Source organism: Gemmatimonadaceae bacterium (assembly GCA_020852815.1).
Taxonomy (GTDB): domain Bacteria; phylum Gemmatimonadota; class Gemmatimonadetes; order Gemmatimonadales; family Gemmatimonadaceae; genus SCN-70-22.
This window is the reverse complement of record JADZAN010000002.1, coordinates 15,732-41,764: the sequence shown is the minus strand read 5'-3', so window position 1 is coordinate 41,764 and position 26,033 is coordinate 15,732. Positions and strand designations below refer to the sequence as shown.

At 68.5% G+C, this 26,033-nt stretch carries 20 protein-coding genes; 9 read left to right on the top strand and 11 right to left on the bottom strand.

Annotated elements, in window-relative coordinates:
• Nucleotides 1-87: 87 nt before the first annotated feature.
• Nucleotides 88-2,622: a hypothetical protein gene (locus IT359_01275; GenBank protein ID MCC6927594.1), complete on the top strand. Its 2,535-nt coding sequence runs from the start codon at nt 88-90 to the stop codon at nt 2,620-2,622.
• A gap of 79 nt (nt 2,623-2,701) precedes the next feature.
• Here IT359_01275 and IT359_01270 read toward each other — a convergent pair whose 3' ends face one another.
• Nucleotides 2,702-3,487 (bottom strand): enoyl-CoA hydratase, encoded by a 786-nt coding sequence (locus IT359_01270; GenBank protein MCC6927593.1) that lies wholly within the window; start codon nt 3,485-3,487, stop codon nt 2,702-2,704.
• Between the two features lie 213 nt (nt 3,488-3,700).
• Between IT359_01270 and IT359_01265 the strand changes: the two genes are divergently transcribed.
• Nucleotides 3,701-4,801: a metallophosphoesterase gene (locus tag IT359_01265; protein MCC6927592.1), complete on the top strand. Its 1,101-nt coding sequence runs from the start codon at nt 3,701-3,703 to the stop codon at nt 4,799-4,801.
• A 32-nt stretch (nt 4,802-4,833) separates the two neighbouring features.
• Here IT359_01265 and IT359_01260 read toward each other — a convergent pair whose 3' ends face one another.
• Together IT359_01260 and IT359_01255 are read right to left on the bottom strand one after the other, a co-directional pair.
• Nucleotides 4,834-5,220 (bottom strand): hypothetical protein, encoded by a 387-nt coding sequence (locus IT359_01260; protein ID MCC6927591.1) that lies wholly within the window; start codon nt 5,218-5,220, stop codon nt 4,834-4,836.
• A gap of 23 nt (nt 5,221-5,243) precedes the next feature.
• Nucleotides 5,244-5,696: a DUF1569 domain-containing protein gene (locus tag IT359_01255; GenBank protein MCC6927590.1), complete on the bottom strand. Its 453-nt coding sequence runs from the start codon at nt 5,694-5,696 to the stop codon at nt 5,244-5,246.
• Between the two features lie 356 nt (nt 5,697-6,052).
• Here IT359_01255 and IT359_01250 point away from each other — a divergent pair, with 356 nt between their 5' ends.
• Nucleotides 6,053-7,519, top strand: coding sequence for a right-handed parallel beta-helix repeat-containing protein (locus IT359_01250; GenBank protein MCC6927589.1), 1,467 nt, complete (start codon nt 6,053-6,055; stop codon nt 7,517-7,519).
• A 131-nt stretch (nt 7,520-7,650) separates the two neighbouring features.
• Here the strand turns inward: IT359_01250 and IT359_01245 are convergent, their stop codons facing one another.
• Both IT359_01245 and pgl read right to left on the bottom strand, forming a co-directional pair.
• A complete protein-coding gene (locus IT359_01245) occupies nt 7,651-9,552 on the bottom strand; it encodes a gamma-glutamyltransferase family protein (protein ID MCC6927588.1) in 1,902 nt (633 codons plus the stop codon).
• Between the two features lie 192 nt (nt 9,553-9,744).
• Nucleotides 9,745-10,461: a 6-phosphogluconolactonase gene (gene pgl, locus IT359_01240; protein MCC6927587.1), complete on the bottom strand. Its 717-nt coding sequence runs from the start codon at nt 10,459-10,461 to the stop codon at nt 9,745-9,747.
• A gap of 99 nt (nt 10,462-10,560) precedes the next feature.
• On the opposite strand from pgl, the gene gnd reads away from it, so the two are divergent.
• Together gnd and zwf are read left to right on the top strand one after the other, a co-directional pair.
• A complete protein-coding gene (gene gnd, locus IT359_01235; GenBank protein MCC6927586.1) occupies nt 10,561-11,589 on the top strand; it encodes a decarboxylating 6-phosphogluconate dehydrogenase in 1,029 nt (342 codons plus the stop codon).
• Entirely contained in the window at nt 11,586-12,962 is a 1,377-nt protein-coding gene (gene zwf, locus IT359_01230) for a glucose-6-phosphate dehydrogenase (protein ID MCC6927585.1), read from the top strand. The genes gnd and zwf overlap by 4 nt, the downstream gene beginning before the upstream one ends.
• 66 nt (nt 12,963-13,028) lie before the next feature.
• Here the strand turns inward: zwf and IT359_01225 are convergent, their stop codons facing one another.
• Both IT359_01225 and IT359_01220 read right to left on the bottom strand, forming a co-directional pair.
• Nucleotides 13,029-14,369: a hypothetical protein gene (locus IT359_01225; GenBank protein ID MCC6927584.1), complete on the bottom strand. Its 1,341-nt coding sequence runs from the start codon at nt 14,367-14,369 to the stop codon at nt 13,029-13,031.
• On the bottom strand, nt 14,366-14,971 hold the full coding sequence (locus tag IT359_01220) for a gluconokinase (GenBank protein ID MCC6927583.1): 606 nt from the start codon (nt 14,969-14,971) through the stop codon (nt 14,366-14,368). Before IT359_01220 ends, IT359_01225 begins: the two co-directional genes overlap by 4 nt.
• Before the next feature lie 212 nt (nt 14,972-15,183).
• Here IT359_01220 and IT359_01215 point away from each other — a divergent pair, with 212 nt between their 5' ends.
• Both IT359_01215 and IT359_01210 read left to right on the top strand, forming a co-directional pair.
• Complete coding sequence (locus IT359_01215) at nt 15,184-17,250, top strand: PQQ-binding-like beta-propeller repeat protein (GenBank protein MCC6927582.1); 2,067 nt, start codon at nt 15,184-15,186, stop codon at nt 17,248-17,250.
• A gap of 39 nt (nt 17,251-17,289) precedes the next feature.
• On the top strand, nt 17,290-19,746 hold the full coding sequence (locus IT359_01210) for an ABC transporter permease (GenBank protein MCC6927581.1): 2,457 nt from the start codon (nt 17,290-17,292) through the stop codon (nt 19,744-19,746).
• A gap of 313 nt (nt 19,747-20,059) precedes the next feature.
• Here the strand turns inward: IT359_01210 and IT359_01205 are convergent, their stop codons facing one another.
• Nucleotides 20,060-22,498: a TonB-dependent receptor gene (locus tag IT359_01205; protein MCC6927580.1), complete on the bottom strand. Its 2,439-nt coding sequence runs from the start codon at nt 22,496-22,498 to the stop codon at nt 20,060-20,062.
• Nucleotides 22,499-22,732: 234 nt separating this feature from the next.
• On the bottom strand, nt 22,733-23,218 hold the full coding sequence (locus IT359_01200) for a VOC family protein (protein MCC6927579.1): 486 nt from the start codon (nt 23,216-23,218) through the stop codon (nt 22,733-22,735).
• A 236-nt stretch (nt 23,219-23,454) separates the two neighbouring features.
• On the opposite strand from IT359_01200, the gene IT359_01195 reads away from it, so the two are divergent.
• Entirely contained in the window at nt 23,455-24,369 is a 915-nt protein-coding gene (locus IT359_01195) for an alpha/beta hydrolase (GenBank protein ID MCC6927578.1), read from the top strand.
• 147 nt (nt 24,370-24,516) lie between these two features.
• On the opposite strand, the gene IT359_01190 is transcribed toward IT359_01195, so the two are convergent.
• Together IT359_01190 and IT359_01185 are read right to left on the bottom strand one after the other, a co-directional pair.
• Nucleotides 24,517-24,891, bottom strand: coding sequence for a DUF1801 domain-containing protein (locus IT359_01190; GenBank protein ID MCC6927577.1), 375 nt, complete (start codon nt 24,889-24,891; stop codon nt 24,517-24,519).
• Nucleotides 24,892-24,975: 84 nt separating this feature from the next.
• On the bottom strand, nt 24,976-25,461 hold the full coding sequence (locus tag IT359_01185) for a hypothetical protein (GenBank protein MCC6927576.1): 486 nt from the start codon (nt 25,459-25,461) through the stop codon (nt 24,976-24,978).
• A gap of 315 nt (nt 25,462-25,776) precedes the next feature.
• On the opposite strand from IT359_01185, the gene IT359_01180 reads away from it, so the two are divergent.
• Nucleotides 25,777-25,989 (top strand): hypothetical protein, encoded by a 213-nt coding sequence (locus IT359_01180; protein ID MCC6927575.1) that lies wholly within the window; start codon nt 25,777-25,779, stop codon nt 25,987-25,989.
• The last annotated feature ends 44 nt before the right edge of the window (nt 25,990-26,033 follow it).

The following is a 26,033-nucleotide window of genomic DNA, read 5'->3' as shown; positions in this document are numbered from 1 at the left end:
GCGTTCGCGACGCACTTCTGCGCAATGCGGGCAGCGACGGCCCTGTCCGGTAATGGCGGGCCACCCCCACCGAACGCAGGAGGTCCCGTGCTTCGCCATCGATCGTTCGCTTCGCTGCTCGCGTCCCTTGCCCTCATCGCCGCTTGCGGCGGCGGCGACGGCACGTCACCCAACCCCCCTGTCACGCAGGGCGGCTTCACCCTCACGCTCTCCTCGTCCACGCTCTCCGTGGAGCAGGGCGCCAGCGGTTCGGTCACGGCAACGATCGCGCGCAGCGGCTCCTTCACCGGCGCCGTGACGCTGAGCGCCGAGAACGTCCCCAGCGGGCTCTCGGCGAGCTTTACCCCCAACCCCGTTGCCGCCGGAGCCACCTCGGTGACGCTCGCGGTGAGCGCCACGGCGGCAGTCGTCGCCGGCAATTACTCGTTTGTCGTGCGAGGGCAGGCGAGCGGGATGACCGACCAGACGGGGACGGTCTCGGTGACGGTGACGGCGAAGCCGGCCATCGCCATGACGCTCAGCGCCGCGACGGGGAGCGTGGCCGCGGGAGGGAACGTCTCGCTTACCGCCACCGTGGCGCGCACCAACTTCGCGGGCGCGGTGACGGTGGCCGTGACCGGGGCGCCGACCGGCGTCACGCCGGCCGTCAGCAGCAACGGAGACAGCCATGCCATCGCCGTGGCGGTCGCCGCCTCCACCGCGCCGGGAACGTACCCCCTCATCGTGACGGCGAGCGGGACCGGCGTCACCGCCGTGACCGCGACGTACACGCTCACCGTGACCGCGGCGGCTGCGCCCTCCATCGCCCTGACGGCGACGCCGCCGGCGCTCTCGGTGCAGGCGGGTGGAACCGGGGCAACGACGACGCTCGCCATTACCCGCATCAACTTTGGCGGGACGGTGGTCGTCGCGGTGCAATCCGGGCTCCCGGCGGGGGTCACCGCCACCAACAATCCTGGAGGCCCCGTCAGCGGCAACTCGGTCGCCGTGACCTTCGTCGCCTCGGCGGCCGCGGTACCGGGGACGTACAACGTCGTGCTGCAGGGCGCCGGCTTCCAGGCCACACCGGGGACTGTCACCGTCGCGCTCACCATCACACCGGCGGCCAGCGGCGCGAGCGTGGCGCTGAGCGCGAGCCCTGCGGCGCTCTCGATTGCCCCGGGGAGCGGGACGACGACCGTGATCAACATCGCCCGCACCAACTTCACGGGGACGGTGAACCTCGCGGCCAGCGGCGCCCCGGCCGCCGTGACGCTCACCATGACCACCACGCAGACCACCGGGAACAGCGCTACGTTAGGCATCGCCGCCGGCGCCAGCGCCGCGACGGGGACGTATCCCATCACCGTCACCGCCAGCGGCAACGGGATCGCCACCACGCAGGTGACCATTCCCGTCACCATCACCAACGCCTCGTCAGGCGGTAACGTCGTCTGGACCTTCTGCACCGCGACCGGCTTCCCGGTCTGGTTCGCCTACCAGGACGGTGGCTCCACGTCGCCGTGGACGCAGGTAGCGCTCAGCGCCGGGAACCGCTACGCCTTCGACATCGGGACGCGCGGCGCCGTTGCGGTGGTCATGCAGAACAACCCGGACAACTACACGCTCAACGTCACCTACGGGAGCCGCGCCGAACTGGCGTCGCAGGGGACCGCGACCTGCCCGGCCCCGGGGAGCATCCTCAAGACGGTGAACGGAACGGTGACCGGCTTCACGTCGGCCAACGACTTTGCCACCGTGGGAGTGGGGTCGGCGATGTCGCAAGTCTCGCCCACGCAGGGAAACCCCAACTTCACCATCAGCGGCGTCCCCGACGGCCTGCGCGACCTCGTGGCCACGCGCTCGGCGTTCAACGCGGCCAACCTGAGCAATCCGCTCACCGTCACGAAGATCTATGTCCGCCGCGGGATCAACCCGCCCAACTTCAGCTCCGTGGGCACGGTCGACTTCAACGCGAGCGAAGCCTTCGACCCGGCGACCACGCAACTGACGGTGAACGGGATCGTGGCGGGGGAGACGGTGGCAGCGTCCAACACCTTCATCACGAACACGACGTCGTTCGGATCGCTGGGCAGCAGCACGCTCACCACCGGCTCCGTGCTCGACATCAAGACCGTCCCCTCCAACAAGACGCAGCCGCTCGACGTCCAGGCCCTCACCGTCAACGCCGCGACCATTGCCGGCTCGCTCGCCACGCAGATCCGCTCGGTCACGGCGGTCTTCCGCGACCCCAGCAACCCCACCGTCACGCTGGGCTCGGCGATCGGCGCACCAACCATCAGCAGCATCTCCAACGCGCCGTACGCGCGGCTCCGCGCGCAGTTCGCGCGGCTCGCCGACTACCAGGACTTCTGGTCGGCCACCTTCACGCAGACCGCGACCGCCTCGCGCCGTTCGGTCACCATCACCGTGTCGTCCGCGTACGCCGGCGCCGGGACGTCGCTCGACCTGTCGATCCCCGACTTCACCGGCGTCGGGGGGTGGAACAACGCCTGGGGGCCGATTGCCGGCAACCTGGTGAACTGGAACGTGGCCATGACCGGGTGGATCTCGGCAAACGGTGGTTTGGTCGACGGCGCGCTCTACCGCATCGGCCAGCGGCAGGGAACGTTCACGCCGTAACTTCGGGGTGAACGTGAAGCGAGGCCCGGTCGCTGCAGCTGGCGGCCGGGCCTCCTCGCATGGCGCAGCGTGCGGCGTCCTACCATTTTGGCGGGCGTTTCTCGATAAAGGCCTGTACCCCTTCCAACGCGCTGTCGTCCATCATGTTGCACGCCATCGTTTGTTCGGCGTCGGCATACGCGCGCTCGATCCCTTCCTCCAACTGGCGATAGAAGAGCGCCTTCCCCATCGACACCGCCACGCGCGGCTTGGCGACGATCGAGGCAACGAGCGATTCGACTTCCATCTCCAGCGCATCGCCGGCCACCACGCGGTTCACCAGCCCGCGCTGCAACGCCTGCTCCGCACTGATGAAGGCGCCGGTGACGAGCATCTCGAAGGCGGCCTTGCGCCCCACGTTGCGCGACAGCGCCACGCTCGGCGTGGAGCAGAACAGCCCCAGGTTCACCCCGCTCACGGCAAAGCGCGCGTCGGCAGTCGCCACCGCCAGATCGCACATCGCCACGAGCTGGCACCCCGCCGCGGTGGCAATCCCGTGCACCTGCGCAATGACCGGGACGGGGAGCTTCTGGATGGAGAGCATCATCCGCCCACATTGCGCAAAGAGCGACTCGTAGTAGCCCTGCGAGGGGGCGGCGCGCATCTCCTTGAGGTCGTGACCGGCGCAGAAGGCCTTCCCCGCCCCCTTGATCACCACCACGCGCGCCGTCTCGTCGGTGGCCACGGCGTCCAGCGCCTGCTGCAAGGCGTCGAGCATCGCCTCGCTCAACGCGTTGAACTGCGACGGGCGGTTCATCATCAGCGTCACGACGCCGCGCGCATCCCGTGACTGGACAACGAGCGGCTCGAGCGTGGGGTGCGTCATGGTCAGCCTTCCATACAGATGGCGGTGCAAGCGGAGCAGGTACTCAGCACCGCTCGGGAGAGGAGCGTCCGTACTCGAGTGGTCCGGACCTTGGCGAATCTCGCCACGGGAGCAAGGCGTGGCCAGTCAGCGTCGCGCGCGCGGCCCAGCTCCCTGCTACCGCGGGATCGTACGCGGGGTAGAATCTCCCGGACCTCTCGACGTCACGCGCGCATGCCCCGACTGCTTCGTCCCCTTCTCGCCCTCGTCGCCGCCACGCTCGGATGCGCGCTTCCGCGTGCAGGCCGTACGCAGGACGTCTTTCCTGCCGCGCCGCGACTCGTGGCGGTGGGCGACGTGCACGGCGACTACGGGCAGTTCCTCACCGTGCTGCGGCAGGCCGGTGTGATCGACGGCAAGGCGCACTGGATCGGCGGCTCGACCACTCTGGTGCAGACGGGCGACGTCCCCGACCGCGGCCCCGATTCGCGCAAGGTGATGGAGCTGCTGATGACGCTTACCGCCGAGGCGCGGAAGGCGGGTGGGCGCGTCCTTCCGCTGGTGGGGAACCACGAGGCGATGAACGTCCTGGGCGACCTGCGCTACGTCCATCCCGGCGAGTACGAGGCCTTCCGCAACTCCAACTCGCCAAAGCTGCAGGAGCGCGCTTGGCGCCTCCTCTCCGACTCCGCTCGGCGCGATGACACGGCGTACCGCGAGGAGTGGTTCGCGCAGCACCCGTTAGGGTGGGTGGAGCAGCGACTGGCGTTCGAGGGGAACGGCCGCTATGCCACGTGGATCCGGGAGAACGACGCGGTGGTGAAGGTGGGCGACATGCTCTTCCTCCACGGCGGCGTGTCGCCCAAGTACGTCGACTCCACCATCGCCGCCCTCAACAACGGGGTGCGCACCGCGCTCTCGGGGAACGGCACGCCGCCCCCCGGGAACATGGCGGAGGACGAGGAGGGGCCGCTCTGGTATCGCGGACTCGCCACGGGCGACGAGACGCTCCTGGCCGCGCACGTGGACAGCGTACTGCGCAAGTTCGGCGTGCGGCACATCGTCATTGGTCACTCCACGACGCAGGGGGCCATCATGCCGCGCTTTGGCGGGAAGGTGCTGCTCATCGACGTGGGGCTCTCGGCGGCCTACGGCTCCAGCCAGGCCGTGCTGCTGGCGGAAGGGGGCGAGCTGTTCGCGCTCCACCGTGGGAAGAAGCTCGCCCTCCCGTTAGGCACCGACCCGATGGCATACCTCGAGGCGGCGGCGGCGCTCGAGCCGGAGGGGAGCCGGCTCAAGCAGTGGGTCGCTGGACTGGTGGTGGCGAAGCCGTAGGCGTCGTTTGGCGACTGGTCGCCGGCGCGCGCTCAATCCCCTGCCGGCGGTTCCCACAGCTCCACGCGGTTCCCCTCGGGGTCCATCACCCAGCCGAACTTCCCGAAGTCCGATTCGTCGACCTTCTCGTCCACGGCACACCCTTCCGCGCGCAGCGCCGCGAGCAGCGCGTGCAGGTCGGCCACGCGGTAGTTGACCATGAAGGGCGCGGTGCTCGGCGCATAGTACTTCGACGCGTCCGGCATGATGGACCACACCGTGGACCCGTTGCAGGCGTTGCCATTCGCATCCACCCAGCGAAAGGCCGTCCCACCCCACGCTTGCACGTCGATCCCGAGATGTTGCTGGTACCAGGCGCGGAGGGCCACGGGGTCCTTCGCCTTGAAGAAGATGCCGCCAATGCCGGTTACGCGTTGCATGAGTCCGCTCCGTGAGATGGCGCCTACACGCCAAACTGTCGCAGGTGATGATCCAGGTGCTTGTACATCAGCACCGCCCACTCGTCAGGCGTGAGCGTCCCGAAGAAGGCGTGCGGTTCCTTCGTGCACGCACCTGAGCCGCCAGATGCAAAGCGGTCGACGAGCGCGAGCAGGCGCGAGCGCTCGCGCTCCAGGTCCCGCTCGTCGGCCACGACGTACGACGGGGCGGTGGGAGCGTTCTTCGCGAACGGGCCGTCCTTGCCCAGCACGGCCTTCTTCACGAATCCCCCGAGCAAGCGCCCCACGAAGAGGCGCGGCACATGCCGTTCGCCGAGTGCGGCCTCCAGCGCGATGGAACAGTGCGCCACCATCTGAGGTGCCGTCATCTTTCCCCACTGCCGGGGGGAGTCCGGGCGTAGCGCACGAATTCGCGTGGTGATCTCGGCGACCTGCGCGGCGTCTTGAAGGTTCAGCATGGCCGGTGAGGGAAAGGCGAGGAGGGGCGCGGAGACAATAACCCGCTGGTCAAGGTCGGTCAAAATGTCCCGCTCGCCGCCTCCCACGCGCTCGCTTTGGGTGCTCTCTCGCCGTGGTCGCGCCGACAGTCCAAGCGTCGCGTGCATCGACGGGAGGTCGACGTGATGTGAGCGACACGGGCGATGGTCACCGGTCACAGAATGGCGAACGCAGCCGCTTCAGATTGCCGAGCGCGACCGCTCGCGGGATGGACGGGCCAGGGATGCGATGCGGGTGTTTCGCGAGCCAGCGACTCGCCGTCATAGGCAGAGAGTACTCAGCCTCCTGCCGCTCAACACTCAGCATGCGCCTCGACATGACCAGGTTGCGCCCGCTCGCCACCGCCCTTGGCGTCGTCACCCTCGCCGCGCTCGTCGCGTGCGACACGTCCTCGCCCACCGACCCGGGAATCGATCCGGCGATCAGCGAATCGCTCGACGCCAGCCTCGCGGTTGCGCCGGCTGCACCGCGTAGTTGGTATGTCGCCCCTAACGGGAGCGACGCCAATCCGGGGACGGCCACGCTTCCGTTCCGCACCGTGCAGAAGGGGGTGAACAGAGCGGCCGCCAGCGACACCGTCGTGGTGCAGGCTGGAACGTACGCGCTCACCACCGGCGTCCTGATCCAGAAGAAGTTCGGGACGCCGGCCGCGCCCTTCGTCCTGCGTGGCAACGGCGCGGCGATTCTCAGGGACCCGACCGGGAAGTCGCTCCTGTGGAGTGGGCTCGTCAATGTGAAGAACTCCACCAACGTGGTCGTCACCGGGCTCACGCTGCAGAACTCGGGCTTCTTCGGCGTCATGATCCAGTCGGCCAACCGCGTCACGGTGCAGGGAGTCACGAGCACCACGTCAGGCGCCTCGGCGCTGTACGCGCTCAGCAGCTACAACATCAAGGTCTACAACAACGACTTCTCCAACTTCTGCTACCTGGGAGCGTACGGTCGCGGCATCACCTGCCAGGAGGGGATCTCGATCGTGAGCGTCGACACCTTCGACGTCGCGGAGAACCTGGTGCACGATGCGCGGCAGACCGGTTCGTCGGTGCAGCCCGGCGGCGGCGAGGGGATCGACGTGAAGGAGGCGTCGAAGCACGGCTACGTGCGCTACAACAAGGTGTGGAACCTGGTGCAGCTGGGCATCTACATCGATGCGTGGGACAAGACGCTGGAGGATGTCGAGGTCGCGGGCAATCGCGTCTGGAACACCGCAGCGGGAATCACCATCGCCTCCGAGGAGGGCGGGACCGTGCGCAACGTGCGCGTCCATGACAACCTGGTGTACCGCAACGGCTACGACGGGATCGAGATCAGCGGCTACGGCAAGAACGGGTTGCGCGAGAACATCGCGATCTACGGCAACACGACGAGCTACAACGGTTATACCGCCAACAAGCCGCCGTACTGCAAGCTGTGGGGGTGTGGCGACTACGGGACCGGGATCCGCGTCGAGACCACGAACATCCGTAACTCGCGGATTCACGACAACATCTCGTACCAGAATGCGACGACGGTGATGGAGAGCGCCGCCAGCGCGACGAACGCGGTAATCGACAACAACGTCGTCTACCCGGTGGGGAAGTCGACATGGGCACCCGAGAAGCTTGGCTCGCGTCCCATCAAGGTCGATCCGCTCTTCGTCTTCCCCGGCTCGAACGACTTCCACCTGCGATCGACGAGCCCGGCCATCCGTCGCGCCATCGGCGGCGATCCGCTGAACCAGGACGCCGACCGATTCACGCGCAGCGTCCACCCCACCGAACTCGGCGCCTTCATCTACCGTTAGGCGCGGGCGCAAGGCCAGGTGCACGTCGCGGAGGTCCACCCCGATTCGGGGTGGACCTCTGCGTATCGGTTCCTCTCCGTGTGAAAAGCTCTTCAGGACAGAGCGTTGCAACGAGTGCCCGCCTCGCGCACTCAGAACCCCATCGCGTACCCCGTGCGACGCGGGTCGGCACCGGCAATGAGGCGACCCGTGCGTGGGTCGACGGCGATGACCTGCATGTGTCCAAGGCTCCCCCACCCCGGGAGGACGGTGACCTTGTGCCCCCTGGCCCGCAGCGCGGCGATCTCGTCGGCGTTGGCCCGCCCCTCGATGCGCACTTCGACGGCCGCGCCCGGCTTGTAGAAGTTAGGGTCTGCGTCGAGGACGAAGCGCGGCGCCTCGATGGCCTCCTGTACCGGGAGCCGCTCGTCGACCAGGCGCACGAGGACCTGGAACTCGGTCTGCCCAATCGTCTCGCCACCCGGCGTCCCGAAGACGAAGCGCAGCGCGCCATCCTTGAGGACCACGACGGGCGCATTGTTGAGGATCGGGATCTTTCCCGCCGCCACGTAGTTCACGTCGGTGGGATACGGCGACGTCGAGCCGATGCGCATCCCGTTGTTGAGGAGGAGCCCGGTCCGCCCCACCACCACGTTGTTGCCGAACAGCCCGCCTAACGTCGGCGTCACGCCCACCGCGTTCCCCGCCTTGTCCACCACGGAGAACGACGTGGTGTGCAACTCGCCATCATAGCGTTCGTCGAAGACCGGCCCGCCCGCGCCCGGCAGTGCGGCGCCAGGCGTTGCGCCCGACGGTGCCCCCGGCGGCACGCCGGCGGCAGGATAGCCGCCCGAGCGCGCCGGATCGATGAGGGCGCGGCGCGCCGCGGCGTAGTCCTTGGACAGCATCCCGTCAGCGGGCACCCGATGGAACGACGGGTCGGCGACGTACCGGTAGATGTCGGCCTTCGCGACCTTGATGGCCTCGATCTGCGCATGCCACGACTCGGCGCCCCCCTTCGACAGGTCGAACCCTTCCACGAGGTTGGCCTGCATCAGCACCTCGAAGCCACCGCGCGACGTCGAGGGGTTGGAGTACACGTCGAAGCCGCGATACGTCGTGTGCAACGGTGCCGTCCACTCCGGCGTGTACGCGGCAAGGTCAGCCGCGGTGAGGATCCCGCCGTTCTCGCGAAAGAAGCGGTCGATCTCCTGCGCAATGTCGCCCTTGTAGAAGCGGTCGAACGCCGCCTGGATCGACGCACTCCGAGACGCGCCGCGCCCTCGTGCCTTCCGCTCTGCCTCCACCAGCTTGCGCAGCGTGGCCGCGTAGTCGGGGTTACGATACAACTCCCCCGCCTTGATCGGGGCGCCACCAGGCAGGAAGAGCGCCGAGGTGGTCGGGTAGCGCGACAGGTTCCCCTTCCCGCGATCGATCGACTGCGCGGTGAGGCGATCGAGCGGATACCCCTGCTCGGCGAGCTCGATGGCCGGCGCCAGCACCTCGCCTAACGACTTGGATCCGAAGCGCTGCAGCAGCGCCAGGTATCCTCCCAGGTTCCCGGGAACGATCCCCGCCTTCATCCCCGCGTTGAGCGTCGCCGGCGTCATGTCGCCAGGCGCGAGCGCCCGGGGCGCGGCACCAGTCATCGACAGCGACCAGACCTTCCCGCTCGCCTTGTGGAAGATCGTCATGAAGCCGTTGCCGCCAATCCCGTTCATCTCGGGCTCGCCCATCGCCGCCGCCGCGCCCACCGCAACCGCCGCGTCGAAGGCGTTTCCCCCCTGCATCAGGATGCGAAGCCCCGCCCCCGACGCCACGGGATGCCCCGCCGCGACGACGCCATTGAGCCCCGTCACGGCGGGGCGCGTCTGGAAGCGGCCCCCCGATGCCGGTGCCTCGGCAGCCTGTTGCTGCGCGAGCACCGCGCGCGGAACGAAGAAGAGCTGCATGAGGGCGAGCGCTGCCAGCGCGCGCCGCAGCTGCGAGCGCACCACACGGGCAAAGGCGGTAGCGACGATGGCGCGCGTGGCCGAGATGCGGATGGCGTGCATGAAGTCGATGTGGGAAGGGATGACTCCACGTTGCCTCGCGAAACGCGCGCGCGCCAGCGCCTTGCCGCCAGCGCGACCGCAACGCCCCGACTTTCCGCGATTGCGCGCCGCAGACTGCCCTGCATGCCTAACGCGGCACGGGACACGGACGAAGTACCGATGGAGCGCGGGTGGGCAACGCCCGCCTTGCGATCAATCCTCGCCAGCCGCCGCCCGGTCCAGGAGAACATCCACGCGCGCGGCGTCTCGCAGGAGCCTGGTGATCGGAAGCTCCCACTTCCCCTCGTGCAGTGCGGCGCGCATCGCCAGAGCCTTGCTCGCGCCAAAGGCGGCCACCACCACCCGCCGCGCCCCCGTCAGTGTGCGCAGCGTGAGCGAGATGCGACGCGGCGGCGGCTTGGGCGCGCATGGCACCGGGATCGCGAGGCGCGGCGATGCAAGCGCTCCCTCGTCTCCCGGAAAGAGCGAGGCCACGTGCCCGTCTTCTCCCACTCCCACGATCACCAGGTCGAGTATCGCTTGCGCGCCCAGCACCGACGCCAGCGTCCCCTCGTAGGCGGCCGCGCACGCCTGGAGCGTGGGCGCGTCGACGGGGATCGGGTGCAATCGCATCGCGGTATGGGCGAGCGCATCGAGCCACTGCGCGCGCGCGAGGGCATAGTTGGAGTCGGGAGCAGCCCATGGAACGGCGCGCTCATCGACCCAGAACAGGTCGCAGCCATTCCATGGCGCGTCGTCTGGGCGCATCGCCGAGAGGAGCTGCGTGACGACGGAGCCCCCGGGGATTGCCATCGACCATCGTCGCCCCTCGGCCGCGGCGCCTTCGCCCGCCTGCCTCACGAGGGCACGCAGCCGCTGGCGTAGCTGCTCAACCTCGCCGACCACGATCCCGCGACGTTGTAACATCATGACTTTCCCCCCTCCCGCTGTCCGATGACATATTGGGCGCTGAAAACTACCGGCGAGGCCACCGAGAGCGTGAGCACCGCCGACTCTCTTTCAGGATGAGTGCGCGACATGGATATCGGGATGATCGGCCTGGGGCGCATGGGGGCCAACATGGTGCGACGGCTGCTGGCGGGGGGACATCGCTGCGTGGCACACGACCGCGCAGAGGCGGCCATCGCCGCGCTCGAGCGCGACGGGGCAGTCGGCGCACGTTCGCTCGACGCCCTGGTCGCTTCGCTCCCGATGCCGCGCGCCATCTGGATCATGGTACCGGCAGGCGTCGTCGATGCCACGCTCGACGCATTGCTCCCGCTCTTGTCGCCGGGCGACATCGTCGTCGATGGGGGGAACTCGAACTTCCAGGACGACATCGCGCGCGCGCCGCGCCTGGCCGCGCGCGGGGTGCACTACGTGGACGCCGGGGTGAGCGGCGGAGTGTGGGGGCGCGAGCGCGGCTACTGTCTCATGGTGGGCGGCGAGGGAGATGTCGTTAGGCACCTGGCCCCGCTCCTCGTCACCCTGGCCCCCGGTGCAGCGGCCGCACCACCCACCCCCGGACGCTCCACCACCGACGCGCGCACCGCCCAGCTCGGCTACCTGCACTGCGGCCCGCACGGCGCCGGCCACTTCGTGAAGATGGTGCATAACGCGATCGAGTACGGGATGATGGCCGCCTTCGCCGAGGGGTTCAACGTGCTGCAGCACGCGGGGCGCGGACGCTCGGGGCAGGAGCACGACGCCGAGACGACGCCGCTCCGCCATCCCGAGCACTATCAGTACGACTTCGACCTGGGGGAAATCGCCGAGCTGTGGCGGCGCGGGAGCGTGGTCTCGTCGTGGCTGCTCGACCTCACGGCGCAGGCGCTTGCATCTGACGGCCAGCTCGCGAACTTCGCCGGGCGCGTCTCCGATTCGGGCGAAGGGCGCTGGACGCTCGCCGCGGCCAACGACCTCGCCGTGCCGGCGCCGGTCATTGCCAGCGCGCTCTTTTCCCGCTTCGCCTCGCGCGGCGAGGATGACTTCGCCAACCGCCTGCTGTCGGCGATGCGCCTCGCCTTCGGCGGGCACCTGGAGAAGCAGGCGCCATGAACGGGGTGCTCTCCGACGCGCTGGTCTTCTTTGGCGTCACCGGCGACCTCGCCTACAAGAAGATCTTCCCCGCACTGCACGCCATGGCCAGGCGCGGGGCGCTCGATGTCCCGGTCATCGGCGTCGCCTCGTCGGACTGGACGCTGCAGCAGCTCCGCGAACGGGCGCGGGCCAGCATCACCGAGTTCGGCGGCGGTGTCGACGACCGCGCCTTCGCCACGCTCGTCCAGCGACTGCAGTACGTGCGCGGCAGCTACACCAACGCCGCCACCTACCAGCAGCTCCGCGCCGCGTTAGGCTCGGCGGCGCGCCCCCTGCACTATCTCGCCATCCCGCCGTCGCTCTTCGCCAACGTCATCGAGGGGCTCGGCGAGGCCGGGTGCGCGCAGGGCGCCCGCGTGGTGGTCGAGAAGCCGTTCGGCCGCGACCTCGCCTCGGCGCGCGCCCTCAATGCCACGCTGCACGCGCGCTTCGACGAGTCGGCCGTCTTCCGCATCGATCACTACCTGGGGAAGGAGGCGGTGCAGAACATCCTTTACTTCCGCTTCTCCAACGCCTTCCTGGAGCCGGTGTGGAACCGGCATTACGTCGAGAACATCCAGATCACCCTGGCCGAGTCGTTCGGCGTGGCGGGACGCGGGAAGTTCTACGAGGAAACCGGCGTCATTCGCGACGTGATCCAGAACCACCTGCTGCAGGTCGTTGGCTTCCTGACCATGGAGCCGCCCACATCGGCCTACGCGGAAGCGATTCGCGACGAGCAGGCCAAGGTGCTGCGCTCCATTCCGCCGCTGGACCCCGAGCACCTGGTGCTGGGACAGTTCGACGGCTATCGCACCGAGCCCGGCGTCGCGCCGGATTCGCGCGTGCCTACATACGCCGCCATCCAGCTGCGCGTCGACTCGTGGCGCTGGGCCGGCGTCCCGATCTTCGTGCGCGCCGGCAAGTGCCTGGCACGGTCGGTGACGGAAGTGCTCGTGGAGTTCAAGGCACCGCCGAGCGTCGTCTTCCATGAGGCGGCACCGGTCATGGGAAACACCGTGCGCCTCCGCCTTGGCCCTACCGTCGGCATTGGCATTGGCGTGAGCGCCAAGCGTCCCGGCGAGGCAATGGAAGGAGAGCCGGTCGAGCTGAGCCTCGTGCGCGAGAAACGCGCCGACGAGATGGACGCGTACGAACGCCTCATCGGCGACGCCATGCACGGAGACGCTACGCTCTTCGCGCGCCAGGATGCCGTGGAGGCGGCGTGGGGAATCGTGGACCCGCTGGTGAGTACAGGGCGCGAACCGGAGCCGTATCAACCCGGGAGTTGGGGCCCGGCGCGCGCGCAGCAGCTGACGATCGACGTGGGAGGGTGGAACGACCCGACGTGAAGCCGCACGGATGCGGCGCCGCGAGCGTTCGCCGACGCGTCACGCACTGCAGGTCGTTTCGTCGTCTCACACGATGAGGCTCAGCAGCATCGTCAGCGCGAGCCCCACCACGCCGACAATCGACTCGGCCACGGTCCAGGTGCGTAGCGTCTGGGCAACCGTCAGGTTCAGGAACTCCTTCACCAACCAGAAGCCCGAGTCATTCACGTGCGACAGCATGAGCGATCCGGAACCCGTCGCCAGCACCAGTAGTTCAGGACTCGTCCCCGGGATCGTGGCCGCGATGGGCGCGACGATTCCCGCGGCGGTCGTCATCGCTACCGTCGCCGACCCTGTCGCGATGCGGATCAACGCCGCAATGCACCAGGCGAGGACGAGCGGCGACGCCTGCGTGCCGATGGCAACCGCGGCGATCGCCTTCCCCACCCCGCTGTCGCTCAACACGCGATTGAAGCCACCGCCGGCGCCAATGACGAGGATGATTGTCGCCGTGGGCGCCAGGCACTCGTTGGTGAAGGCCGACAGCTGCTCGCGCGTGAAGCGTGTTGCGCGTCCCAGCGACCAAAAGGAAAAAAGCAGGGCGAGGAGCAGGGCGACGATCGGGTGACCGAGAAACTCGGCGAGCGCGCGCCAGTGATCGCCCGGCGGACGCGTCACCGCCGCCGCGCTCGCCACCAGCATCAGGAACACCGGGACCAGCACCGTGAAGACGGTGATCGCGAAGCCCGGCATCGTCCCGTGCACTCGGCCCGCCAGCTGCATGGCCAGCTTGTTGTCCGGGTTGATTCTGATACGCGGGGCGACCCACGTTCCGAAGATCGGACCGGCCATTGCCGCGGTGGGCAACCCGACGACAAGGGCGAGCAGGATCGTGCGACCGAGATCGGCGTGGAATGTGTCCACCGCCAGCATGGCCGCCGGGTGCGGTGGGACCAGCCCGTGCACCACCGAGAGCGCCGCCACCAGCGGGAGCGCGATCTTGAGGAGCGGCATCCCGGTGCGCGTCGCCATGGTGAAGACGAGCGGGATGAGGAGGACAAAGCCTACCTGGAAGAAGACGGGGATCCCGACGATGAACGCAACGCACATCATCGCCCAGTGCAGCCGATGCTCGCCGAGTCGCGCGATGAGCGTCATGGCGATGCGCGTCGCGCCACCACTCTCCGCCATCATCTTTCCCAGCATCGTCCCCAGTGCAACGACGGTGGCAATGAATCCGAGCACGCCGCCCACGCCGTCCTGGAAGGACTTGAGGACCGCCGGGAGCGGCATCCCCGCGGCGATCCCCATCCCCAGCGAGACGAGGACGAGGACGACGACCGGGTGCAGCTTGAAGCGGGCGATGAAGACGATGAGGGCCACAACGGCCCCCAGCGCGTAGAGGAGCAGACGCGTGTCAGCGGTCATCGGGCGTCGCCACGTGCGTTGGCCGCCGCCTTCACGAGACGCGCCACCACTTCGAGGGCGATCTCGTCAGGCGGAGTCGAGACATCGAAGCGCCACGCCGCCTCGTCAGGCGCGGGTGCCTCGAGGGTCGCGAACTGGGAATCGAGGAGCGCGGGCGGCATGAAGTGCCCGCGGCGCCGCTCGAGTCGCTCGGCGATGAGCCAGCGGTCGCCGTCGAGGAAGACAAAGCGCACCGGCGCACCCGCGCGCAGCACGTCGCGATAGGCGCGCTTGAGCGCCGAGCAGGCGACCACGAGCCCACGCCCCTCCCTGTGCGCCTGGGCGAGCTGCTCGGCGAGCGTCCGCAGCCAACCGGCGCGGTCCGCATCGGTGAGCGGGATTCCCGCGGACATGCGCGCGCGATTCTCCGCCGGGTGCAAGTCGTCTCCCTCGACGAACTCGACGCCCAACGCGCTGGCGAGTGCAGCGCCGACCGTGCTCTTGCCGGCGCCGGCAACGCCCATCAGGACGAGGAGCACGGGCGTTAGAGGTGGCCGATCGGGGTTCACGGACGAGAGGCGTGGCACGCGCGGGCGCGGAGTTGTTGGCGGCAGCTGCAACATCGACTACGCAGTTCCTTCACCACAGGGAACACGGGGTTGCACGGAGGACGAGTGGAGGGCTCGCGCGCAGCACCTGCCCACGATTCCCGAATTCCTCCGTGAGACTCTGCGTTCTCTGTGGTGAAAAGACCAGACCTTGGTACGCGCCGCGCCCCTTGAGCGACGGCGCACCGAATGCCAGCATTGGGCACACCCCTCCGCCCATTGGCCGCATGCCGCTTCGCCTCCCGCTCTCGCCCTGGGCCGCCAGCGCCCTCGTTCTCGCGCTCGCCTGTACCAGCGCCCCGCGGAACGTCGATTGGCCCGTCTACCAGGGGAGCGACGCCAAGACCCACTACACCACGTTGGCGCAGATCTCCCCGGCCAACGTTGCGCAGCTCCGCGTCGCGTGGACGTACGACACGAAGGACGCCTTCGAGGGGTCGGAGATGCAATCCAATCCCATCATCGTGGGCGGCGTGCTGTACGCGATGTCGCCAACGCAGCGCGCCTTCGCGCTCGACGCCGCCACGGGGAAGGAACTCTGGTCGTTCGACCCTACCAACGGAAAGTTCACCGGGCCGCGCATCCGCTATCGCGGCGTCGTGGTGCACGACGGGCGCGTCTACTTCAACTATCGCTATCGGCTCTTCTCGCTCGACGCCGCGACGGGACAGAAGGCCGCCGGCTGGGGGAATGACAGCGGATGGGTCGACCTGCGCGAGGGGCTCGGCCGCCCCGTCGAGGGGCTCTCGGTGAGCGCCAGCACTCCAGGCGCCGTCTACAAGGACATGCTCATCATCGGGACCGCCGTCCCCGAGGCGCTCCCTTCGGCGCCGGGCGACATCCGCGCCTATGACGTGAAGAGCGGGAAGATCCGCTGGTCGTTCCACACCATCCCGCACCCCGGTGAGGCCGGCTACGAGACCTGGTCGCCCGAGGCGTGGAAGGTCGCCGGCGGCGCCAACGCCTGGAGTGGCGTCACCGTGGACCAGCAACGCGGAATGGTCTTCTTCGCCACCGGCTCCGCGTCGTTTGACTTCTACGGCGCCAACCGGCTCGGCGACAACCTCTTCGCCAACTCCATCGTAGCGCTCGACGCCAGCACCGGGGCGCGCAAATGGCACTTCCAGGGGCTCAGGCACGACCTGTGGGACCGCGACTTTCCGGCGGCGCCCACGCTCGTCACCGTCCGCCGCAACGGACGCCCGGTCGACGCCGTCGCCCAGATCACCAAGACCGGGCACGTCTGGCTCCTCGATCGCGACACCGGCGCCGAGCTCTTCCCCAGCGAGTGGCGCAAGATGCCGCCCGCCATCCTCGATGGCGAGGCAACCGCCGATTCGCAGCGCTTCCCCACCCTCCCCAAGCCGTTCGCCCGGCAGCAGCTGACGGAGGCGATGCTCACCAGGCGCACACCGGAAGCGCACGCGGCGGCCCTCAAGCTCTTCAGGGAGAATCCCACCCCCGACCCGTGGACGCCGCCCAACACAAAGGGGATCATCATCTTCCCCGGTGTCGACGGCGGCGGCGAGTATGGCGGCCCGGCGTTTGACCCAAAGACGGGAATGCTCTACGTCAACGCCAATGAGATGGGATGGATCCTCAAGATCGTCCCGCGCGAGACCAACTCGCTCTTTGGCGCCTACTGCGCCGAGTGTCACGGGGCCAGGAGCACCCCCATTGGGCCGACGCTCACCGGCGTCGCCAAGCGCCTCACGCGCGAGCAGGTCTCCAACGCCATCCGTGCCGGCACCGGTCGCATGCCGGCCTTCGCCACGGCGTTAGGCGACAGCGGCATCGCGCAACTGACCGAGTACCTCATCAGCGGCAAGGCGCCCACGCTGATGCCGCGCGACCTCCCCACCTTCCTCAAGTACCGCAATACCACCTTCGACATCTTCCTCGACCACGAAGGGTACCCCGCCATCGAGCCGCCATGGGGGACGCTCTCCGCGATCGACCTCAACTCTGGCGAGACCAAGTGGTCCATCCCCTTCGGCGAGTACCCCAAGCTCGCCGAACAAGGGCTCACGAACACCGGAAGCGACAACTACGGCGGCGCCATCGTCACCGAGAACGGGCTCCTCATCATCGCCGCCACCACTTACGACAACAAGATCCGTGCGTTCGACAAATCGAACGGGAAGCTTCTCTGGGAAGGGGCGCTCCCGGCCGCGGGAAACACGACGCCTTCGACCTACATGGTGAACGGGAAGCAGTACATCGTAATTGCCTGCGGCGGGGGGAAGAACGGGGCGCCGAGCGGGGGATCGTACGTCGCGTTTGCGCTGCCCTGAGTTGGAGTCTTTGCCGATGACGCCGCACGCCGGCCGCCAATGACCACCAACCTGCGCCACGCCGTGCGCTCGCTGCGGCGCACACCCGGCGTTGTCGCCGCGGTCATTCTCACCCTGGGGCTGGGGATCGGGCTCGCCACGGCGACCGCCGCGGTCGCGCGCACCGTCGCCTTTGCCGGGCTGCCACTGCGCGACGCCGACCGCGTCCTCGTGCTCTGGGGGGTGGACCGCGCCAGGAGCTTTCCGCACCTCCCGCTGCGGCCCGGCGACGTGCACGGGCTCACCGACCGGATGCGCGGCGTGGCCGACATTGCGGCTGGCGACTACAACGGTGCGTATCCGTGGCCGTTTGTTGCTCCTGACGGCGGCGGCGCCCCGTTGCGGCTGCGCATGACACTCGCCGGCGGTCGCTACTTCGACGTGCTGGGCACACCACCGGCGCTGGGGCGCGCGCTGCGCCCGGACGACGACGTCGTCGGCGCACCGCGCGTCATCGTGCTCAGCCACGCCGCCTGGCAGCGCCACTTCGGTTGCGACCCCGACATCATCGGACGCACACTCAGGTCGGTCATCTTCGGCGCAGCGTACACGATCGTCGGCGTGATGCCGCCAGGGCTCGACCTCCCGCGAGGAGTGGAAGGGTGGACCGCCTTCGTTCCCACCGCTGCGGTCGACGGCTCGCTGGACAAGAGCCCGTGGGCGGTGGACGTCGTGGCCCGCATTGCGCCAGGGAGCAACGCGGCACGCGTGCGGCAGGTGCTAACCGACTACTACGCCACGCTGGCGGCCGCCGGGGCGCGACAGTACGCAGGGGCGCGCGCCACCTCACGCCCTGTCCCGGAACTGGTCACCGGCGACGTGCGGGTGCCCTTTCGCGCGTTAGGCGCGGCTGCGCTCGTCCTCCTCGTCGCCACCTGCGGCAACGTTGCCGGGCTCCTCCTCGTCCGCGCGGGCGCGCGCCGGCGCGAGCTGGCGTTGCGCACAGCGCTCGGCGCCACGCGCGGCACCCTCGTGCGCGCGCTCCTGCAGCAGCACGCGCTGCTCGCGCTGGCCGGTGGCGCCGTGGGCGCCCTCGTCGCCGCAGCGAGCGTGCGCGCCTTCGCGCTCCTCGCCCCCGCCGAGTTGCCGCGCGTCGCCGAGGTCGGCGTGGACTGGCGAACGTGGGTGGCGCTCGCCGCCGTGACCACGCTCGCCACGCTGGCTATCGGCGTCGCTCCCGCGCTCTCCGCCACGCGCTTTCCGCCCGCATCGGTGCTCGGCGCGGCGCATGCTGGGGCCGGTGGGCGCACCGGCGACGTGCGCACGCGACGCATCCTCGTCGGCGCGCAGGTCGCGCTGGCACTCGTCCTCCTCAGCACGTCCACGCTGCTGGGACGCTCGCTGGTCAACCTCACCTCGCTCGACCTCGGCGTGACCGCTCCCGAGCGTTTGTCTTTCGTCGAGCTGATCCCCTCGGCCGGTTGGGATGCCGGCGTTGCGCCTGACACGCCCGAGGCGCGCGGCGAGCACTGGTTGTCGCTGCAGGAGGAGATCCTCTCCCGCATTGCCGCCCTTCCAGGAGTGGATGGTGTCGCCCCGGTGGTGCACGAGGCCTACGCCGGCGCTGCCGGCTGGGATGCGCGTCTCGAAGCCGAGGGGGCCGCCGCGGACGACTCCGCGCGCCGCCCGTACCTCAACATGGAGATCACCAACGAAGCGTATCTCCGCGTGACGGGCGGAACGTTACTGCGCGGGCGCTGGCTCTCGGCGAGCGATCGCGACCACGCGCCCGCGGTCATGGTGCTGAGCGAGAAGGCGGCGAGCATCCTCTTTCCGGGCGAGGACGCGGTGGGGCGTCGCGTTAGGCTGTGGGGCGGGCGCCTGGTCATGGTGATCGGGATCGTGCGTGACGCGCGCTTCCGCGAGTTCCTCGAGCCCAGGGCAACCTTCTATCTCCCGGTGCGACAGTTCGATGGCGGGGCGCCGTTCCTCGCCATTCGTACGCGCATGAGGCCAACCGCACTTGACGCGCAGGTGCGCCAGGTGGTGTCGTCGCTCGCGCCGGGGCTGGCCGTGCACCCCCACGGGACGATGCAGGATCGCCTGGCCGAGCCGCTGGCGCGTCCGCGCTTGCTCGCCGCGGTGCTGGGCGGCTACGCGCTTGCCGTCGTGCTCCTGGCGGTGGCCGGATTGTACGTCGTGGTGGCCTCGAGCGTTTCCGCGCGTCGCAAGGAGTTCGGGATCCGCGCCGCATTGGGCGCCACGCCGAACCGGCTGTTGCAGCTGGTGATGGGAGAAGGGGGGCGCGTGGCGGCAGTCGGCTTGGTGGTGGGGGTGGCGATGGTGCTGGGCGCCGGGCAGATGCTGGCGTCGCTGCTGTACGGCGTCACCGCCAACGATCCGTTCTCGCTCGCCGCGTCGGTGACGGTGCTGCTGGGGGTTTGCCTCGTGGCGGTGGCGGTGCCGGCGTTCCGGGCGAGCGCAGCGGACCCCGCGAGCGAGTTGCGCGGAGAGTAAGGCAACGCGCCGCAGCGCCGGCGCGTCCTGCTGATAGCCGTGATAGCGACGGCTCGTATCGCGTGCAGCTGGCGGCGCAGGCGTTCGCCATCCTGACTCGTAGTCGGCCCGGGCGCTTCCCACGCCGTCCAGCAAGCGCGCTGTCGGCGGCAGTGGCGGCCCGTCGGAAAGGGGAGAACGCGCGCGCATGCACAGATGCCTCTGACGATGTCAGTTCGACCGTCGGTCACCGGAAGCGACGTCGCAACGCGCGCATTGTCAACCACGCGCGGTGAGGCGCGCCGGTTGCCCGAGTCCATCCCCTACGCACGTGCTAGAACTTCCAGCTATACCCCACGCGCACGACCTGCGTCTCCAGGTAGTCGGTGCTGACGAGGCGGAAGTTCGTCCCGCGCAGCGTGCGCTCTGCCTGGTTGGTGTTGAGGAGGTCCGTGGCGTTGATCACCAGCTCGCCGCGACCGCGCTGCACGAGTTTCCTGGCCCCCGCGTCCAGCGCGTAACGACTGCCAAGCCTTCCTTGCGGGAAAAGGTCGGGCGCGAGGTACGTGTTGGCGAGTTGCAGCTGCCAGTCGCCCGGCAAGGTGACGGTGGCGCCAAGCTTCACGTTGCCCGACGTGAGCTGCTCGCGCGGTGCGGAGTAGGTGACCGGGACGGGATAGCGATTCACCACCGAGAAGGCGTCGACGGTGCGGCGGTAGATGTTGGCGTTGGCATTGAGGAGGAGCCTGGCCGCGAGCGTCTGTTGCCACACCACCTCGCTCCCGGTGCTCCAGCTGCGTCCCGCGTTCTGGAAGACGTTGTAGAGCAGCGTGTTTCCCGGCGCCTGCGTGGCGATGCGCGTGATGGTGCCGTCGACGATGCGATGATAGGCGGCGACGTAGAAGCTCCCCAGCGACCAGCTCGTCTTGTACCCCAACTCCGCCGACGTGGCATATTGCGGCTGCAACGCGGGATTCCCCACCTTGATCAGCTCGGGCTCGTCATACTTGGGAAAGATGCGGATGTCGACCTCATTGGGGCGATCGACGCGACGATTGATGAAGAGCGAGAGCTTGTTGGCGTCGTCGAACTTCCAGGCCGCGCGCACGTTGGGAAAGGGCTGGAAGTAGCGATAGCCGTCGCTCTTGTAGGTGTTGTGGTTCGGGTTGACGTCGTAGTTGACGTTCACCCCCTCGACGCGTACGCCGCCTTCCAGCTCGATACGCTGGCTCTCGAACACGTAGTTCGCGTAGAGCGCGGGAATCGTCTCTCGATAGTTGGCCCAGCCGCCGGCGCCGGTGTCGATGGGCGAGTTGAGTCCCGGGAAGAAGCGCATGTTCACCGGGATCGAGCGGTAGCGTCCCTTGAAGCCCGCCTCCACACGCCCCTGCCGAAGCGGCTTCACGTAGTCGGCGTTGAGGTCCACGACGTGCTCGTCGGAGATGAGCTTGAAGGCGTCGTTCCCCACGAAGGTCGGGAGCGTGTTGGTGAAGTAGTACTTCTCGTCCTCGCGATGGAAGGAGTAGTTGCTGGTGACCGTGAGCGTGTGCCCGGCCTGCGGGAACTTGTGGATGAACGACGCGGTCGCGAAGGCGGTGTACTTCACCTCATCCTCCAGGAACTGCCACAGACGCACGCGGTTCTGCAGCGTCCCCTCGAAATACGGATTGTCGCCGTAATCGAGGATCTTCTCCCGGTTGAACAGCCCCGCCACGTGCAACGTGTTGCGCCCATCGAACGCATGGTCGACACCGGCGTTGAGCGTGGCGTAGTCGGTGCGACGGTTGCGCTTGACCTGCTGCGTGATGACCGTCCCGTCATCGTAGGTGCGCGTGGCAAACTCGTTCTTGTTGAGCGTCGGCGAGTAGAGCCAGTCGCCCTGCAGGAAGACGTTGGTCGCACCGTTGCGATGATTGAGCGCGACCGACGGGTTGAACTTGGCCGTCCCGCGGTACTGCGGACGGATGGTGGGGAGGTTCGCCTTCTTCTCCCACAGCGCTCCCGCCCCGCCCATCACCCCGACCTTTCCGTTCCATCCCACCTGCTCCTCCTTGCGGAAGACCAGATTGATGATCCCGGCGCTCGCGTTGGCGTCGTACTTCGCCGACGGGTTGTTGATGACCTCGATGCGCTCCAGCGCCGAGGCGGGGAGGTTGTCGAGCCCCGCCTGCGAGCCGAAGCCGGTGAGTGCGGTCTGCTTCCCGTCGATGAGGACGACGACCTTGTCGCTCCCCCGCAGCAGCAGTTTCCCGTCCTGCCCCACGGTCACCCCGGGCACGGTGGACATGGCCTGCAGGACGGATCCGCCCGACTGGGTAACGTTGTCGCTGACGGTGAACGTCTTTCGGTCCATCGCCTCGGCGACCGCGTCGGCGCTCCCCGTCACCACCACGCCGGCCAGCGCCTGCGCTTCCCTAACCATTGACAGCGTGCCGAGGTCGAGGAAGGGGGAGAGCTCACCCACCAGGACGCGCTGGCGAATGGGACGGTAGCCGATGCGCCGCGCCACGAGGACGAAGCTCCCCTTCTTCAGTCCGGAGAATGAGAAGCCCCCGGCGTCATCCGTAAGCCGTCCGGCCACGAAAGCGCTGTCCTTCTCCGCGAGGAGTTGGAGCGAGAGGTAGGGGAGCGCCGCCTTGGAATCACCGTCGATGATGCGGCCGGAGAGGGTGACGCCGGTGGACGACACCTGGGCCGACCCGACGGTGGCAGTCGACAGCAGCGCGAGCAGGAGGAGCGGCGCGAGGCGCGCGAGGAGCGAGCGAGGAGTCACGGCACACGAAAGCGAGGAGCGGACGATACGGGCGACGGCGCACGCTCAAGTTAGCGGCATGCGCGCGCGGTCGCGGCGCTGCTTCGCCGTCTCTTTGTGCACAGGAAGTGACTGCCCGTGAACGGGTACGCTCGTCCGCGCTTCATGCCGCGTTCACATGGGCCTCCGCACCTGGGTAGCGCGCGACCATCCGCTGGGCGCACCCGCCAGGCGCATCGTGCATCGTTTCCTCCGTCACCCCCGTCGCGCTGCTTCGATCGTCGCGACGTCGATCTTCTTCATCGTCAGCATTGCCTGGAAGACGCGCTTTGCCGCAGCGCGGTCGGGACCGGCCATGGCTCTCGTTAGGGCGAGCGGCGTGATCTGCCACGAGATGCCCCACTTGTCCTTGCACCATCCGCACATGCTCTCCTGGCCGCCGTTACCGACAATCGCGTCCCACAGGCGATCGGTCTCCGCCTGGTCAGCGGTCGCGACCTGGAACGAGAAGGCTTCGCTGTGCTTGAACTGCGGGCCGCCGTTGAGTCCGAGGCAGGGGATGCCCATCACCGTGAACTCGACGGTAAGAACGTCCCCCTCCTTCCCCGTCGGGTAGTCACCCGGCGCGCGATGCACCGCCTTCACCGCCGTATCGGGGAAGATGGACGCATAGAAGCGCGCCGCTTCCTCGGCGCCGCTGTCGTACCAGAGACAGATCGTCGTGCGGGCGGGGTCTGACATGTCGGTTCTCCTGTCGAGTGGATTGGGGATCGGGAGTAGACCGTGCGTTGAGCCGCGAGAGGAGCCGAAAGTCATCGCCGCTCGGGGCAAAGCGCCAGTGGAGTGCACGGGGGCGTGAAGTCTCGGGCAACTCGCGGCCGCTGCCCTTACCGCGTCGTCGCATTCTCGTATGATACCCGTGAACCAAGCGCTGGGCTCGGCCGACCCGCGCGCTCATCCCTTCCCGAGGCTCGTCCATGATCGCTCGTCCACTTGTGGCCGCCGCGCTCCTCACCCTCGCCGCCGTGCCGGCCAGCGCGCAACTGGTGGCCCGGCCGGTGCCGAACGCCGGCGTCGAGTCGTTCACCTTCCAGTCGCCGTCGATGGGGGTGCGCTTCTCCCTCAACGTCGGAATGCCGGCGGACTACAAGCCGGGGGATGGCAAGCGCTACCCCGCGCTCATCGTGACCGATGGTGACTTTACCTTCGGCAACGTCTTCGCAGCGGCCGCTTCACTCTCCGGGGTCATCAAGCCGCTGTTCGTGATTAGCGTCGGTACGGCATTGACCGAGGGTGAAGCCGAGCACTCGCGGCGGCGCATCTACGAGTTCTCGCCTCCCGGCTGGGACCGGAAGGACGCCTTTGGCGAACTCGTCTCCGGGTTCTGCAAGACGCTGCAGAGCCCGGAGGGGCGATGCACCGGCGGTTCGGCGAAGTTCCTCACCGCGATCGCGACCGAGATGCTCCCGCTGCTCGCCGCGAAGTTCCCCATCGACACCACGCAGCTCGGGCTCTTCGGCCTTTCGGCGGGGGGCTTCTTCACGTCGTGGGCCGTCTTCCAGCCCAACTCGCCGTTCACGCGCTACATCATCTCCAGCCCAGCCATGTCCTACGGGCGCGGGGAGATCTTCCGGCAGGAGGCGGCGTACGCCGCGACGCACAAGGATCTCCCCGTGGGCATCTACCTCGCGGCGGGCGTGCTGGAGGCTACCGATCCGCAGCTGGAAGGAATCGGCGAGATCGTGAGCGGGATGTCGCACCTGGCGGGGACGCTTGGCGGCCGCAACTACCCCGGGCTCAAGCTCACCATCGAGTTCCACCCGGGGATGGGGCATTCCGACGTGATGGCGGCGTCGGTGGTGCGGGGACTGCGCACGCTGTACGCGAAGTAGCGCGCCGCCGCGCTCCACCGGCGGCTGCAACGCATGGAGGCAGAGTCTAATGACCGCGCTGCCCCTTCCTGCACGTGGTTTCAGAACCGGCGGCCGCGCCGTTACGGGCGCAATGCGCCGGCGAAGCGGCTACCGGTTCCGAAACCACTACGAGCGCGCCGCCTTGCGGTCACGATTCGCCCGCAAGCGCGCCTTCACGATCTTCGTGATGAGGGTGTAGGGGATTGGCTCCGAGAGCGGGAACTGCAGGTTGCCCTTGGGACCGGCGTACTTCGACAACTGGGGAAGGAGCGCCGCGTCGCGCACCGGGGGAAAGATCCCGATGTGCTTCTTGAACGCGGCGAAGTAGATCACCACCCCGTCGAGGAAGAAGGCTGGCATCCGATAGCTGATGCGTTCCTCGGCGAGGGGAGCTGCCTTGCGCACCGTGCGCCGGATCCGTTCCAGGATAGGCTGGACCGCGGGTGGCGATGCGGCGATGTATGCGTCGATTGTAGCTGGCGGAGAGGTGCTCGCCTTCATGTCGTCGCTCCCGTTGCGCACCTGCCCGCTGGCGCGGGCAGGTGCGGTGTTGCTGCCAATCGTTAGACGTCGTCGTGTGGGGTGCTAGCGCACCCAGACGCGGAACTTCTCGTGACAGGCGGTGCACGATGCGCTGATACGGGCAATTCCCACCAGGACCGTGTCCTTCACCGCCTGTGCGTTGGGCGCGCGCCGCACCGCGACCGTCAGGCTATCAAAGCCGCCGTGGGTGCGCTCGGCCAGTTCCTTCCATTCGGCAGGGAGGAGCTCCTCGAGTTCGTGGTCGGCCGCCGCGGCGCTACCGGCCGGCGCCAGCGCGGCGATCAAGGCGAGCGTATCCGCGCGCGCCGCCGCCGACATCGCACCACCAATCGCGCCCAGTAGCTGCCGCATCTCGCCGAGTACTGCCTCCTGGCCGTGGGCGGGGAGTGGGACGGCGGTGCGCGGATCGTGCGTGGGATCGCTCCCGACGCGCTCCTGTTGCGGAGCCGGGCTGCAGGCGACCGACAGCAGCGCACCTGCGAGCCCGAGCGCCCCACGCGTAGTCCACCGACGGAAGGCACAGTTCATAAGTCGTTCATCTCCTTGAGGATGCGGATGATGTGCGATGTGAATAGAGCGCCCGCGACGCCGGTGCACCAGATGCGCGATTTTGGTACGCTCGCAGATTTCGTTCGATTGGGGTCAGAGTCACCGAACCAAATTCTCGGTGACTCTGACCCCGATCTCCCCCCCGATTTCCCCGCCCCCCATGGCCCTCCTCGACACGCTGCGGCAGGACGTCGCATACGCCCTCCGGTCGCCACGCTCGCCCTCGGCATCGGCGCCAACACCGCGCCCTTCGGGATTCTTGCCCTGCTCGTCGCCGCGATCGGGCTGCACCGGGTGATTGGCTACGACGTCGCGCAGCGCATGCACGAGCTGGGCGTGCTGGTGGCACCCGGCGCGCAGGCACAGGACCTGTTGCGCCTCATCGTGCGCCAGGGCATGGTGCTCACCGCAATCGGCGTGGCGCTGGGCGCGGCCATCGCGCTTGCGGCTGGCGCCCAGGTGCAACCGCTCCTCTTCGACCAACCGGCGCGCGACCCGCGCATGTAAGGTATCGTGATCGCGGTGCTGCTCGCCGCAGCGTTCCTGGCGAC

Excerpts from the sequence above, each read along its gene's own strand:
- IT359_01270 (MCC6927593.1), bottom strand. The coding sequence starts at position 3,487 with ATGACGCACCCCACGCTCGAGCCGCTCGTTGTCCAGTCACGGGATGCG.
- IT359_01265 (MCC6927592.1), top strand. The coding sequence starts at position 3,701 with ATGCCCCGACTGCTTCGTCCCCTTCTCGCCCTCGTCGCCGCCACGCTC.
- IT359_01260 (MCC6927591.1), bottom strand. The coding sequence starts at position 5,220 with ATGCAACGCGTAACCGGCATTGGCGGCATCTTCTTCAAGGCGAAGGAC.
- IT359_01255 (MCC6927590.1), bottom strand. The coding sequence starts at position 5,696 with ATGCTGAACCTTCAAGACGCCGCGCAGGTCGCCGAGATCACCACGCGA.
- IT359_01250 (MCC6927589.1), top strand. The coding sequence starts at position 6,053 with ATGACCAGGTTGCGCCCGCTCGCCACCGCCCTTGGCGTCGTCACCCTC.
- IT359_01245 (MCC6927588.1), bottom strand. The coding sequence starts at position 9,552 with ATGCACGCCATCCGCATCTCGGCCACGCGCGCCATCGTCGCTACCGCC.
- pgl (MCC6927587.1), bottom strand. The coding sequence starts at position 10,461 with ATGATGTTACAACGTCGCGGGATCGTGGTCGGCGAGGTTGAGCAGCTA.
- zwf (MCC6927585.1), top strand. The coding sequence starts at position 11,586 with ATGAACGGGGTGCTCTCCGACGCGCTGGTCTTCTTTGGCGTCACCGGC.
- IT359_01225 (MCC6927584.1), bottom strand. The coding sequence starts at position 14,369 with ATGACCGCTGACACGCGTCTGCTCCTCTACGCGCTGGGGGCCGTTGTG.
- IT359_01220 (MCC6927583.1), bottom strand. The coding sequence starts at position 14,971 with ATGTTGCAGCTGCCGCCAACAACTCCGCGCCCGCGCGTGCCACGCCTC.
- IT359_01215 (MCC6927582.1), top strand. The coding sequence starts at position 15,184 with ATGCCGCTTCGCCTCCCGCTCTCGCCCTGGGCCGCCAGCGCCCTCGTT.
- IT359_01210 (MCC6927581.1), top strand. The coding sequence starts at position 17,290 with ATGACCACCAACCTGCGCCACGCCGTGCGCTCGCTGCGGCGCACACCC.
- IT359_01200 (MCC6927579.1), bottom strand. The coding sequence starts at position 23,218 with ATGTCAGACCCCGCCCGCACGACGATCTGTCTCTGGTACGACAGCGGC.
- IT359_01195 (MCC6927578.1), top strand. The coding sequence starts at position 23,455 with ATGATCGCTCGTCCACTTGTGGCCGCCGCGCTCCTCACCCTCGCCGCC.
- IT359_01190 (MCC6927577.1), bottom strand. The coding sequence starts at position 24,891 with ATGAAGGCGAGCACCTCTCCGCCAGCTACAATCGACGCATACATCGCC.
- IT359_01185 (MCC6927576.1), bottom strand. The coding sequence starts at position 25,461 with ATGAACTGTGCCTTCCGTCGGTGGACTACGCGTGGGGCGCTCGGGCTC.